We start from the raw sequence: 13,296 nt of genomic DNA, 5'->3' as shown, positions 1-13,296 counted from the left end.
TACCGCTATCGCGAGCAGGCTCACTCCTACAGGGGGTCTGTGGTGTGTCAGTTGCTGGAGAGCTTGTCACCGCGGGCGAATTTCCAGGTCCGAATGATTTCCAGGCGGTCGATATCCGACAAGTCCCCGGTAAACGGCGCAAACGGTGCCGCCAGTCGAACAATGCGCTGCGCCGCCTGATCCAGCAGCGGCTGGCCGGAGGATTCCAGCACCAGCACTTCATACAGCGAACCGTCGCGGTTGATCGAGACCATCAGGCGCAAATTGCCGTAGATCTGCTTGCGCCGTGCTTCTTCCGGGTAATTGAGGTTGCCGATCCGCTCAACCTTCTTGCGCCAGTCGTCCTTGTACCAGGCACCTTTGTCGCGCATGGTCGACGCCGCGCTCAAGCGGTGAATACGTGGGCGCTTGGCGTACAGCTGTTGTTCCTTGGCCAGTTCGGCTTCGAGGCTGGCGATGTCGCTGGACAGCTGCGAGCTGTCGAATTCCGGCGCATCAACCGTCGGTTTGACCTCGGTCTTGCTTTCTTCTTTCTTGGTCGGCGCTTTTTTCGGTTTCGGCGCAACCGTGGTCACCGCAGCCTTCGGCGCAGCTTCCTGCACTTCCGGTTTGGCGGCCGGTGGCGGCGTGACTTTCTTGACCTGATTGTCCTGGAACGGCGCCACTTCAGTGGTCTTGGGGATCGCCTTCTTGTCCAGCGTGCCGCTGCCTTCCTGATGCTCTTGGGCGAGAAAGTCAGCCTTCTCTGGCTTCTTTTCGCTTTTGAAGGTGGCGAGGGTGATTTCCAGGGTTTTGCTGATTTGCTTGGGCTCGACCATCGTGAAGCCGACGCCGAGCAGCAGCGCCAAGTGGATCAGCGCCGCAAGAAATAGGGTAAATCCGAGGCGATCGGCCGGGCGCACGCCACGGTGGGCGAGTTCTGCGGGCAGATCGGACGGGAGGGTCATGACAAGAAAACCAACATCGCGTTTTTACGGGCTCGGCATGATAACGCAATGTTGGTTTTTAGCTGCAAGCGACTAGCTTCAAGCGACAAGCTGCACACCGCTGACTTCAAGCTTGCGGCTTGCGGCTCGTGGCTTGCAGCTTCTTGGCGATCGCATCCATCAACAGGCCGCCGATATCAGTGCCAAAGGCATTGTCGATTTCACGGATGCAGGTCGGGCTGGTCACGTTGATTTCAGTGAGGCTTTCACCGATCACGTCGAGACCGACGAACAGCAGGCCTTTCTCACGCAAGGTCGGGCCGACCTGTGCAGCAATCCAGCGATCCTTTTCAGTCAGCGGCCGCGCTTCGCCACGACCACCGGCAGCCAGGTTGCCACGGGTTTCGCCCTGCGCCGGAATCCGCGCCAGGCAGTAATCCACCGGCTCGCCATCGATCATCAGGATGCGTTTGTCGCCGTCCTTGATCGCCGGCAGGTAAGCCTGGCCCATGATCTGCTGGCCACCGAGGGCGGTCAGGGTTTCCAGAATCACCGACAGGTTCGGATCACCGGCGCGGTGACGGAAAATCGAAGTACCGCCCATGCCGTCCAACGGCTTGAGGATCACGTCGCCGTGCTTGGCGGCGAATTCACGCAACACGTCAGCGCGGCGGCTGACGATGGTTGGCGGTGTGCACTGCGGGAACAGCGTGGCGAACAGCTTTTCATTGCAGTCGCGCAGGCTCTGCGGCTTGTTCACCACCAGCACGCCAGCGGTTTCGGCCTGTTCGAGCAGGTAGGTGGAGTAGACGAACTCCATGTCGAACGGCGGATCCTTGCGCATCAGGATCACGTCCAGATCGCTCAGCAGGTTGTCCTGCTCGGCGTCCAGTTCGAACCATTTTTCCGGGTTGGCGAAGACTTTCAGCGGCTTCATGCGCGCCCGTGCCTGACCTTCACCCTGATACAGGTCGCGCTGTTCCATATAGAACAGTTCCCAGCCACGCTTCTGCGCGGCCAGCAGCATGGCCAGCGAGCTATCCTTTTTATAGGAGATGCTGGCGATAGGGTCCATGACAATCCCGACGCGAACGCTCATTGGGTTTTCCTCGAAAATTGGCTACCGGATCGGTATTGAAAAAGTGCCGCCAGAGTGGCGCCGGGCGGGTTTTCGGTCAAGGAAAAACCCGTCGATAGATTGCATCTGGAGACTGTGCTAAAAAGGCTGCCAAGCGGTGCTGGCCCTTGAACATCAAGGGTTTCCAGCCATTACTCATCGCAAAACGGACAATTTGATTCGCAAAGGCGACGGTAGAGCCCTCTTATGGAACAGCAGTCCAGCGCCTTGAAGGTCATGGTGATCGACGACTCGAAAACGATTCGTCGCACCGCCGAAACATTGTTGAAGAATGTCGGCTGCGAAGTGATCACGGCGATCGACGGTTTCGATGCGTTGGCAAAGATCGCCGACAACCATCCCGGGATCATTTTTGTCGACATCATGATGCCGCGTCTGGATGGTTATCAGACCTGCGCTTTAATCAAGAACAACAGCGCGTTCAAAGCGACGCCGGTGATCATGCTGTCATCACGCGACGGGCTGTTCGACAAGGCCAAGGGGCGGATTGTCGGGTCTGATCAATTTTTGACCAAGCCTTTCAGCAAGGAAGAACTGCTCAACGCGATCCAGGCCCACGTACCGGGCTTCGCCGCCGTTTTGCCGCAGTAAGACACGTACAGTGACGCTCGGCCAGCGGGCCGGGGGTCGACAAGAAAATGGGGAAAACCATGGCACGTATCCTGATCGTCGATGATTCGCCGACTGAAATGTACAAACTCACCGGCATGCTCGAAAAGCACGGCCATGAAGTGCTCAAGGCCGAAAACGGCGCCGACGGCGTGGCCCTGGCCCGTCAGGAAAAACCCGACGCGGTGCTGATGGACATCGTCATGCCCGGCCTCAATGGTTTTCAGGCGACCCGCCAGTTGACCAAGGATGCCGACACCAGCCACATCCCGGTGATCATCATCACCACCAAGGATCAGGAAACCGACAAGGTCTGGGGCACCCGTCAGGGCGCCAAGGACTACCTGACCAAACCGGTCGACGAAGACACCCTGATCAAGACCCTGAACAACGTACTCAAAGGCTGATCGCGCGACCATGAGCGAATCGCTGACCGCGTTCGAACTGCTCTGGCAGATCGACCAGCGCTGCCGCTTGCTGGCGGCGGACCTGCCGTCGCAACCGGCGCGTCAGGATCGCTGGAGCGGCATCGGCTTTCGCCTCGGCGAGCATTGGTATGTGGCGCCGATGGGCGAAGTCAGCGAAGTGCTGCACGAACCGCGCTTCACCCAGTTGCCCGGGGTCAAACCATGGGTCAAAGGTGTGGCTAACCTGCGCGGACGGCTGCTGCCGATCATGGATTTGTGCGGTTTTTTCGGGCATGAACTGTCGCCGTTGCGTAAACAGCGGCGGGTATTGGTGGTCGAGCATGGCGATGTGTTCGCCGGGCTGATGGTCGATGAGGTGATTGGTCTGCAGCATTTCGAACAGGACAGCTTCGAACCGATCTCGATCAGCAAGCGCCAGGGCTCCAAGGCCGAATTCGTCAAAGGCTACTTCCGCCGTGAGCAGAACTGGCGGGTGTTCAGCCTGTTTGCCCTGGCCAAATCCCCGGTGTTCATGAGCGTCGCGATATAGCCGTTACAACAAAGATCCCTTGTAGGAGTGAGCCTGCTCGCGATTCAGGCGCCGCGGTGTATCAAACACACCGCGTTATCGTTCAATCGCGAGCAGGCTCACTCCTACAGGTTCTACCGGTGAGCTTCAAACAGGCGAGGACCGATGACAAAAGCAAAAACAGGCAAGCCGGCGGAAGGATCGCGCAGTCGCTCGCAGATCATCGTGCTGTTCATCGCACTGATCGTGTTCATCATGCTGCTGTTCGCCAACTTCGCGTACCTCAACACCCAGGCGAACTACGACAAGCAGTACATCGGCCACGCCGGTGAGCTGCGCGTGCTCTCGCAGCGCATCGCCAAGAACGCCACCGAAGCCGCTGCCGGCAAGGCTGCCGCGTTCAAGTTGCTCAGCGATGCGCGCAACGATTTCGCCCAGCGCTGGGGTTACCTGAAAAAGGGCGACCCGGCCACCGGCCTGCCGCCAGCGCCTGCCACCGTGCGCCCGGAAATGCGCGCTGTGCAGCTGGACTGGGAGCGGCTGCTGAAAAACACCGACGCGATTCTCTCCAGCGAACAGACCGTATTGTCGCTGCATCAGGTCGCCGCAACGCTGGCCGAAACCGTGCCGCAGTTGCAGATCGAATACGAAAAAGTCGTCGAAATCCTCCTTCAGCGTGGTGCACCGGCCGCGCAAGTGGCGATGGCCCAACGTCAGTCGTTGCTGGCTGAACGTATCCTCGGCGCGGTCAACACTGTGCTCGCCGGCGACGAAAACTCGCAGCAAGCCGCCGACGCCTTTGGCCGCGATGCCACCCGTTTCGGCCAAGTGCTCAACGGCATGCTGCAAGGCAACCCGGCGCTGAAAATCAGCCAGGTCGAAGACCGTGATGCCCGCGCGCGTCTGAGTGAGATTTCCGAACTGTTCCAGTTTGTCTCCGGCTCGGTGGATGAAATCCTCGAAACCTCGCCGGAGCTGTTCAAGGTTCGTGAATCGGCGAGCAATATCTTCAGCCTCTCGCAAACTCTGCTCGATGAAGCCTCGCACTTGGCCACTCGCTTCGAAAACCTTGCCGGCGGGCGCAACACCGACACCATCGGCGGTTATGTCCTCGGTTTGCTGGCGCTGGCCTCGATCATCCTTATCGGTCTGGTGATGGTCCGTGAAACCAACCGGCAACTGCGCGAAACCGCCGAGAAGAACGAGCGCAACCAGAACGCGATCATGCGTCTGCTCGACGAAATCGAAGACCTCGCCGATGGCGACCTTACCGTGACCGCTTCGGTGACCGAAGACTTCACCGGCACCATCGCCGACTCGATCAACTATTCCGTCGACCAACTGCGCGATCTGGTCGCGACGATCAACCTCACCGCCGGCCAGGTTGCCGCTGCGGTGCAGGAAACCCAGGCCACCGCCATGCATCTGGCCCAAGCCTCGGAACATCAGGCGCAGCAGATTTCCGAAGCCTCGACGGCGATCAGCGACATGGCCGAATCCATCGATCAGGTCTCGGCCAACGCCGCCGAGTCTTCAGCGGTAGCCGAGCGTTCCGTGGAGATCGCCAACAAAGGCAACGAGGTGGTGCACAACACCATCCACGGCATGGACAACATTCGCGAACAGATCCAGGACACCGCCAAACGCATCAAGCGCCTCGGCGAGTCGTCGCAGGAAATCGGCGACATCGTCAGCCTGATCGACGACATTGCCGATCAGACCAACATCCTCGCCCTCAACGCGGCGATTCAGGCGTCGATGGCCGGTGATGCCGGGCGCGGTTTTGCCGTGGTCGCCGATGAAGTGCAGCGGCTGGCCGAGCGTTCGTCCGCTGCTACCCGGCAGATCGAAACCCTGGTGCGGGCGATTCAGACCGACACCAACGAAGCGGTGATTTCGATGGAACAAACCACCACCGAAGTGGTGCGCGGCGCGCGACTGGCGCAGGATGCCGGTGTGGCCCTGGAAGAAATTGAAGGCGTATCGAAGACCCTCGCAGCGCTGATTCAAAGCATTTCCAACGCGGCGCAGCAGCAGACGACTTCCGCCGGGCAGATCTCGCTGACGATGAACGTGATCCAGCAAATCACCTCGCAAACCTCGTCCGGCTCCACGGCCACCGCCGAAAGCATCGGCAACCTGACGAAAATGGCCAGTCAGCTACGGCGTTCGGTGTCCGGTTTCACCTTGCCGGCGGCGACAGATAAAGCGTGAGTGGAGTGGTTATGGGTGATCGGCACGACTATGTGGCCCTCGAATGGGTCAAAGGCGAAATTGCCGAAACGCTGAGGCTGGCGCATCAGGCGATTGAAGCCGTGCTCGATGATCCGCAAGCCTTTCCCGGGCTGGACGAGTGCCTGGATTACATCCATCAGGTCCACGGCAGTTTGCAGATGGTCGAGTTCTACGGCGCAGCCTTGCTCGCCGAAGAAATGGAACATCTGGTCGAAGCCCTGCAGCACGAGCGCGTCAGCCATCGCGACGAAGCCCTGCATCTGTTGCTGCAAGCCCTCGGGCAATTGCCGATCTACCTCGACCGCGTGCAGAGTGCGCGCCGTGATTTGCCGCTGGTGGTGTTGCCGCTGATCAACGATCTGCGCAGTGCTCGTGGCGAAAGCCTGTTGTCTGAAACCAGCCTGTTCAGCCCGCAACTGCCTGAACTGCCGCCCTTGAGCGCTGATGCGCTAGCGCTGCTAGAGCCAGCAGAGTTGCCGAACGTACTGCGTAAATTACGCCAGATGCTGCAAATGGCTTTGGTCGGTTTGCTGCGCGAGCAGGATGACCAGACCCACCTCGGTTATCTGGCCAAAGTCTTTACCCGCCTCGAAGCGCTGAGCGGCGATTCGCCTCTGAGCCCGCTGTGGCAAGTCGCCTCGGCGCTGGTCGAAGGCATGCGCGAAGGTGTGATCGCTAACAGCCCGGCGCTGCGCAGCCTGTTCAAGGACGCCGACAAAGAGCTCAAGCGCCTGCTCGAACAAGGCCTGTCTGGCCTCAATCAGCCGGCGCCGGCGGAGCTGCTGAAAAGCCTGTTGTTCTATATTGCCAAAGCCGAACATCCCACCGGGCAGATGCTGACCATGAAAGATCGCTACTCGCTGGACGACGCGTTGCCCGACAGCGCGATGGTCGACGAAGAACGCGCACGCCTGGCCGGCCCCGACCGCGATGCGATGCGCTCGGTGCTGGCGGCATTGTGCGAAGAGCTGGTGCGGGTCAAGGAACGCCTCGACCTGTTCGTGCGCAGCGACCGTCAGCACACTTCGGATCTGGAGAGCCTGCTGGCGCCGCTGCGGCAGATCGCCGACACCCTGGCCGTGCTCGGTTTCGGCCAGCCGCGCAAAGTCATCATCGATCAATTGGCCGTGGTACTCAGCCTTGTCCAAGGCCAGCGCGAACCGAATGACGCGATCCTGATGGACGTTGCCGGTGCGCTGCTTTACGTCGAAGCGACACTGGCCGGAATGGTCGGCACCGTCGAGCCGGAAAGCCCGGAAGATTCGCGCCTGCCGACCACCGACCTGACGCAGATCCATCAGATCGTCATCAAGGAAGCGCGCATTTGCCTGCAACAGGCCAAGGACATGATCGTCGACTACATCGACGCCGATTGGGATCGCCAGCACCTGCAACCATTGCCGGCGCTGCTGACTCAGGTGCGCGGTGCTCTGGCGATGATTCCGTTGAATCGTGCGGCGAGTCTGGTCGAAGCGTGCAACGGGTTTATCCGCGAACATTTGCTGCTCGATCCGCACGAGCCGGGTTGGGAGCAACTGGATCGTCTGGCCGATGTCATCAGCAGCCTTGAGTATTACCTCGAACGCTTGAGCGATGACCCGCAGGCGCCGGGCGAACAGCTGCTGGATGTTGCGCAGAAATCCCTCGCCAGTCTGGGCTTCTTTCCAAATGAACCGCATGTGCCCGTGCTCGACGACGTGCTCAGCCCCAGCGAAGCGCTGGTGATGCAGGACATGCAGGCGCTCGACGATCCGGAAATCGTGCAGTCGCTGGCCGACGTTCTGGCCAGCCCGGTTTCGGCGCTCAACCCGCCGGCCCTGATTACTCCCGGCAGCCTGATGCCGCCACCGGCCGATGAAGAGCCGGTCGACGATGAACTGCGCGAAGTGTTCCTCGAAGAGACCGATGAAGTCCTCGAAGTTCTCCACGAATACCTGCCGCGCTGGTCGGCCAATCCGCAGGACCGCGATGCGCTGACCGAGCTGCGTCGCGCCTTTCACACCTTGAAGGGCAGCGGGCGCATGGTCCGCGCGTTGATTCTCGGTGAACTGGCGTGGTCGGTGGAAAACCTGCTCAACCGTGTGCTCGAACAAAGTGTCGAACCGGGCTCGGTGGTGCAGCAAGTACTGACCGACACGGTGTTGTTGCTGCCCGAGTTGATCAACGAGTTCGCCACCAACAGCCAGCGTCAGCGCAGCGATGTCGACCAACTTGCTGCCCGCGCACATGCCTTGGCCAAGGGTGATGAACCGCTGGCGGCCGAAGACGTTGACGATGTGGCTGCGCTCGATCCGCTGTTGCTGGAGATCTTCCGCAACGAAGCGGAAACCCACCTCGCCAGCCTCAATCGTTTTCTCGATCAGGCCGCCGAGCATGTGCCGTTGCAGGCCAGTGACGAGTTGCAGCGCGCCCTGCACACGCTCAAGGGCAGTGCGTCGATGGCCGGTGTGTTGCCGATTGCCGAACTGGCCGCGCCGCTCGATCAACTGGCCCGCGAGTTCAAGGCGCACCAGTTGCCGCTGGACCTCGACGAAGTGGAGTTGCTCCTCGAAGCCGAGGGCCTGTTCCGTGTCGGCCTGCGTCAGCTCAAGCACGATCCGTTGGCGCCGATTGTCGGTGCGCAGTCGCTGATCAAGCGCTCGGAAACCCTGCTCGCCGAGCGTCTGGCGTCGATCCTCGATGCGCCCAATACCGGCCTGCGGATCAAGCGCGATCCGCAACTGATCAACAACTTTCTCGCTCAGGGCATGGATATCCTGCTCGACGCCGAAAGCCTGCTACAGCGCTGGCAGCAACACCCCGGCGAGCGTCAGGAACTCAGCGCCTTGCTGGATGAATTGACGACGCTTGGCGAAGGCGCACACATGGCCGATCTGCTGCCGGTCGACGTGCTGTGTGAAGCCTTGCTCGACCTGTATGGCGCGGTGGAAGAAAGCAGTCTGGCGGTCAGCGAACGGTTTTTCCAGGAAGCGCAAAACGCTCACGAAGCGCTGATCAACATGCTCGACGAACTGGCCGCCGGGCAGGAAGTCACGCCGCAGCCAGAGCGGATTCGTGCCTTGCATGACCTGCTCGATGAGAGTCTCGATCCGTCGTCGATGGGCCTGATTCGCAGCGATGGCAGCCATACCCTGAGCATCCGTGAGCTGGGCAGCGCCACCGCCGAGTTGCAGCAAAAGGCAACGGCGCTTGAACCTGATGACGAGATTGTCGAGATCTTCCTTGAAGAGGCGGTCGACATTCTCGACAGCTCCGGCCAAGCCCTGCAGCGCTGGCTGAACGACCCGGATAACGTTGCGCCGCTGTCCTCGTTGCAGCGCGATTTGCATACGCTCAAGGGCGGCGCGCGGATGGCTGAAGTCGAGGCCATCGGCGATTTGGCTCAAGAGCTGGAAAGCCTTTACGAAGGTCTGGTCGATCGTCGCTTCAACTACAGCGAAACCTTGAGGCGTCTGCTGCTCAAGAGTCATGAGCGTTTGGCGCTGCTGCTTGAACACCTGCAACAGCATCAGCCACTGACCCCGGCCCAGGATTTGATCGAAACCCTGCGTCAGGTGCGTCAAGGCCAGACCGTCAGCGAAACGCCCCAGCCAGCGGCCGATCATGACAGCGCTGGCCACGACCCGGAGCTGCTGGAAATCTTCCTCGAAGAAGGTTTCGACATCATCGAAAATTCCGGCGCCGCGCTGTTGCGCTGGCAGGCGGAGCCCGGCAATCGTCAGGAAGTGGAAACCCTGCTGCGCGATCTGCACACCCTCAAGGGTGGCGCGCGGATGGTCGAGATCGGCCCGATCGGCGACCTCGCGCATGAGCTGGAATACCTTTACGAAAGTCTTTCCAGCGGCGCGTTGCAGCCATCGGCGGAGCTGTTTGCGCTGGTGCAGCGTGGGCATGATCGTTTGGCGCAAATGCTTGATGGCGTGCGCGCCGGGCAACCGTGCCCGCCGGCGGATCGGTTGATCAATGCGATCCAGAATTTCAGTCATCCGGTAACGGTCGAAACACCGCCAGCGTTGCCGCTGCCCGCCAAGACCGAACCTGCACCGCCGGCTGCCGAGGCTGGCGCGGACATGGTCAAAGTCTCCGCCGAATTGCTCGATGAGCTGGTCAATCTGGCCGGCGAAACCTCGATCTTCCGTGGCCGTATCGAACAGCAGGTCAACGACGCACAAATTGCCCTGAACGAGATGGAAACCACGATCGAACGCATGCGCGATCAGCTGCGCCGTCTCGACACCGAAACCCAGGGGCGGATTCTCAGCCGCCAGCAAGTCGACGCCGAACGCCTCGGCTACGAAGAATTCGATCCGCTGGAAATGGATCGCCATTCGCAGTTGCAGCAACTGTCGCGGGCGCTGTTCGAATCCGCCTCCGACTTGCTCGATCTCAAGGAAACCCTCGACCGCCGCAATCACGACGCCGAGAACCTGTTGCAGCAACAGGGCCGCATCAACACCGAATTGCAGGAAGGCCTGATGCGCACGCGCATGGTGCCGTTCGAGCGCATGTTGCCGCGCCTCAAACGCATCGTCCGTCAGGTCGCTGAAGAGCTGAACAAAGACGTCGCCTTCGTCGTCGGCAACGCTGAAGGCGAGATGGATCGCAACGTGCTCGAGCGCATGGCCGCGCCGCTGGAACACATGCTGCGCAACGCCGTCGACCACGGTCTGGAGTCCGCCGAAGTGCGGCTGGCGGCGGGTAAGCCGGCGCAAGGGCAGATCAGCCTTGACCTGTCCCGCGAGGGCGGCGACATCGTTTTCGACATCCGCGACGACGGTGCCGGGGTGCCGCTGGAAGCGGTGCGGAACAAGGCGATCAAGCGTGGATTGCTCGCACCGAATGCCGAGATCAGCGACCGCGACGTGTTGCAGTTCATCCTTCAGCCGGGGTTTTCCACAGCGGAAAAGATCACCCAGATTTCCGGGCGTGGTGTCGGCATGGACGTGGTGCATGAAGAAGTGCGGCAACTGGGCGGCAGCATGAGCATCGATTCGGTGCCGGGGCAGGGCGTGCATTTCCGCATTCGGCTGCCGTTCACCGTGTCGGTCAACCGCGCGTTGATGGTGCAGTGCGGGGAAGATCAATATGCGATTCCGCTGAACACCATCGAAGGCATCGTCCGCGTGTTGCCGAATGACCTGGAGGGGCACTTCCGGGTTGATCCGCCGCGCTACCAATACGGCGGCCAGACCTATGAACTGTGCTACCTCGGCGAACTGCTGAAAACCGCGCCACGGCCGAAACTGCTGGGCCAGAACCTGCCATTGCCGGTGCTGCTGGTGCATTACAACGACCGGCGCATCGCGGTGCTGGTCGACACCATGGCCGGCACCCGCGAGATCGTGGTTAAGAGCCTCGGCGCGCAATTCGCGGCAGTGCAGGGCGTGTCCGGCGCGACGATTCTCGGCGATGGCCGGGTGGTGCTTATTCTCGATTTGCTCGCGCCGATCCGTGCGATGCAGGCGCGGGTTGTGCAGGCGCCGACGCTGCCGGAGATCGACAGCGAACCGCAGAAACCGCTGCTGGTGATGGTGGTCGACGACTCGGTCACCGTGCGCAAGGTCACCAGCCGTTTGCTCGAACGTCACGGCATGAACGTGCTGACCGCCAAGGACGGTGTCGACGCCATGCTGCTGCTCGAAGAACACATGCCCGACCTGATGCTGCTCGACATCGAAATGCCGCGCATGGACGGCTTCGAAGTCGCTACCCAGGTGCGCAACGACGAACGCCTGCAACACCTGCCGATCATCATGATCACCTCGCGCACCGGGCAGAAACACCGCGACCGCGCGATGGCCATCGGCGTCAACGACTACCTCGGCAAGCCGTATCAAGAGTCGGTGCTGCTCGAAAGCATTGCCCAGTGGAGCAAGAAACATGCATGAGCGCCGGCATAATCAACGCAGCAGTCAGCTGACCGGGTTGCTGCTGCCGTTGGCGGATCGCAATTTGATCCTGCCTAACGTCGCTGTCGCTGAGTTGATCGACTATCAGGCCAGTGCCTTCGATCTGGATACGCCGCCGTGGTATCTGGGGCGCGTGAAGTGGCGTGAGCGGCAGATTCCGTTGCTGAGTTTTGAATCGGCGTGCGGGCAGAAAATCGTCATTGGCGAGCGCGCGCGGATCGTGATTTTGAATGCGCTGGGCGGGTTGCCGGAGTTGAAGTTCATCGCGCTGCTGGTGCAGGGGATTCCGCGTTCGTACAAGCTCGACAGTCAGTTGAGTTATGTCGACGTGCCGTTGTGTGAGTTGGAGCAGGCGGCTGTGCAAGTGGGGGAGCAAGTGGCGAAGGTGCCGGACTTGTTGGGGCTGGAGAAGTTGTTGGTGGATGCTGGGCTGGTTCACTGATCCAGAATTTTCATTGGCCTGACTGGCCTCATCGCGAGCAGGCTCACTCCTACAGTTGGAATGCATTCCCCTGTAGGAGTGAGCCTGCTCGCGATAGCGCCTGCGGCATCCACCAAAATCCGACAGACAAATCCTCAATCCCCGCAGCGCAATAAACGCATCCAGGCACATCTGTTTAAAGACACCCGGTGTTACGGCTCCATGGCCTACAAATCCTTGCGCCGCTGCCTACGCATGCACCAGAATCCGCCGGCTTGTGCGCCTTCGGCATGCTGCGTAACTTGATTCCGTCACTGATTTCCAGTGATCGGGTTTAGTAGCCCGTCATATTTGGGGCGTATAGCTCATCAGACAGTCAGGTACTCCATACCTGCACGTTATGGTGGTTGTGCGCAGGGCGCCTTCGGGCGCGCCGGTTTCCCAGATCCCCGGTCTACTAACCTGCGCACAGCTGCCTCCACTTCTTTTAGTAGGGAAGCGGTGGCTAGCCCGAATGAGGATCTGGTAAATGTTCAAAGTAACGCCTAATCCGCCGGTCACAGACCCGGCATCCCCCTACGAATCCCCCGATTCGAAGAAATTCCACGAAGCCGCCGAGCGCGCTCTCGACCATTATCTTGGTCCGACCAACGCCGATCTGATGGCCACGCCCTACACCCCCAACACGTTGTACATGGCCAACCCCAATGCCGACACCGAATCCCTGCTGGCTGACGCCAGCGAAACCCTCGGGTCGGCCACGGTGATGCTTAACAACCATGCGGCAATGGTGGAAGGTACGCACCGCAAGACTGTGCAAGGAATTGCGCAGGTGGTGATGGTGGCGGAGATGGCTGTTAACCGTTTGTTGGATAGGTTGGTGCCGACGGAGTGACTTAAAAGCTGACCCTCACCCCAGCCCTCTCCCGGAGGGAGAGGGGGCCGACCGAGGTGTCTGGCGTCATACATCGACCTGAAAAACCGAGTCGATTATGGATCTGGTGAACCTGGTAAATTCCGGATTCAGTACAACATTCCCAGGTCGGCGCAATTCCCGAATATCCCCCAATCGGTCCCCTCTCCCTCCGGGAGAGGGCTAGGGTGAGGGCGGCTCTTGATCAT

9 protein-coding genes are annotated in these 13,296 nt (G+C 60.5%); 7 read left to right on the top strand and 2 right to left on the bottom strand.

Features of this window, described 5'->3' with window-relative positions; all coding sequences use genetic code 11:
- Positions 1-47: 47 nt before the first annotated feature.
- Together CKW17_RS21615 and gshB are read right to left on the bottom strand one after the other, a co-directional pair.
- Positions 48-947 carry an energy transducer TonB gene (locus CKW17_RS21615; protein WP_038358807.1) on the bottom strand — a complete coding sequence of 300 codons (900 nt, stop codon included), beginning with the start codon at positions 945-947 and terminating at the stop codon, positions 48-50.
- A gap of 106 nt (positions 948-1,053) precedes the next feature.
- Complete coding sequence (gshB, locus tag CKW17_RS21610) at positions 1,054-2,025, bottom strand: glutathione synthase (protein ID WP_095121505.1); 972 nt, start codon at positions 2,023-2,025, stop codon at positions 1,054-1,056.
- Between the two features lie 225 nt (positions 2,026-2,250).
- Here gshB and pilG point away from each other — a divergent pair, with 225 nt between their 5' ends.
- From pilG to CKW17_RS21575, 7 genes are all read left to right on the top strand, one after another.
- Positions 2,251-2,655 carry a twitching motility response regulator PilG gene (pilG, locus tag CKW17_RS21605; protein ID WP_007913673.1) on the top strand — a complete coding sequence of 135 codons (405 nt, stop codon included), beginning with the start codon at positions 2,251-2,253 and terminating at the stop codon, positions 2,653-2,655.
- A gap of 59 nt (positions 2,656-2,714) precedes the next feature.
- A complete protein-coding gene (gene pilH, locus CKW17_RS21600) occupies positions 2,715-3,080 on the top strand; it encodes a twitching motility response regulator PilH (protein WP_007913674.1) in 366 nt (121 codons plus the stop codon).
- A 10-nt stretch (positions 3,081-3,090) separates the two neighbouring features.
- Positions 3,091-3,630 (top strand): chemotaxis protein CheW, encoded by a 540-nt coding sequence (locus CKW17_RS21595; protein WP_007913675.1) that lies wholly within the window; start codon positions 3,091-3,093, stop codon positions 3,628-3,630.
- Between the two features lie 144 nt (positions 3,631-3,774).
- Positions 3,775-5,823, top strand: coding sequence for a methyl-accepting chemotaxis protein (locus CKW17_RS21590; RefSeq protein WP_007913676.1), 2,049 nt, complete (start codon positions 3,775-3,777; stop codon positions 5,821-5,823).
- A gap of 11 nt (positions 5,824-5,834) precedes the next feature.
- Positions 5,835-11,732 (top strand): Hpt domain-containing protein, encoded by a 5,898-nt coding sequence (locus CKW17_RS21585; RefSeq protein WP_095121503.1) that lies wholly within the window; start codon positions 5,835-5,837, stop codon positions 11,730-11,732.
- A complete protein-coding gene (locus CKW17_RS21580; RefSeq protein WP_095121501.1) occupies positions 11,725-12,195 on the top strand; it encodes a chemotaxis protein CheW in 471 nt (156 codons plus the stop codon). Before CKW17_RS21585 ends, CKW17_RS21580 begins: the two co-directional genes overlap by 8 nt.
- Positions 12,196-12,703: 508 nt before the next feature.
- Entirely contained in the window at positions 12,704-13,069 is a 366-nt protein-coding gene (locus tag CKW17_RS21575; protein ID WP_093429845.1) for a DUF6124 family protein, read from the top strand.
- Positions 13,070-13,296: the final 227 nt, after the last annotated feature.

The organism is Pseudomonas sp. Irchel s3f10, assembly GCF_900187515.1.
GTDB classification, from domain to species: Bacteria; Pseudomonadota; Gammaproteobacteria; order Pseudomonadales; family Pseudomonadaceae; genus Aquipseudomonas; species Aquipseudomonas tensinigenes.
This window is presented reverse-complemented; position numbering and strand designations above follow the sequence as displayed.

Coding starts and splice junctions, on each gene's coding strand:
- CKW17_RS21615 (WP_038358807.1), bottom strand. CDS start 947: ATGACCCTCCCGTCCGATCTGCCCGCAGAACTCGCCCACCGTGGCGTG.
- gshB (WP_095121505.1), bottom strand. CDS start 2,025: ATGAGCGTTCGCGTCGGGATTGTCATGGACCCTATCGCCAGCATCTCC.
- pilG (WP_007913673.1), top strand. CDS start 2,251: ATGGAACAGCAGTCCAGCGCCTTGAAGGTCATGGTGATCGACGACTCG.
- pilH (WP_007913674.1), top strand. CDS start 2,715: ATGGCACGTATCCTGATCGTCGATGATTCGCCGACTGAAATGTACAAA.
- CKW17_RS21595 (WP_007913675.1), top strand. CDS start 3,091: ATGAGCGAATCGCTGACCGCGTTCGAACTGCTCTGGCAGATCGACCAG.
- CKW17_RS21590 (WP_007913676.1), top strand. CDS start 3,775: ATGACAAAAGCAAAAACAGGCAAGCCGGCGGAAGGATCGCGCAGTCGC.
- CKW17_RS21585 (WP_095121503.1), top strand. CDS start 5,835: ATGGGTGATCGGCACGACTATGTGGCCCTCGAATGGGTCAAAGGCGAA.
- CKW17_RS21580 (WP_095121501.1), top strand. CDS start 11,725: ATGCATGAGCGCCGGCATAATCAACGCAGCAGTCAGCTGACCGGGTTG.
- CKW17_RS21575 (WP_093429845.1), top strand. CDS start 12,704: ATGTTCAAAGTAACGCCTAATCCGCCGGTCACAGACCCGGCATCCCCC.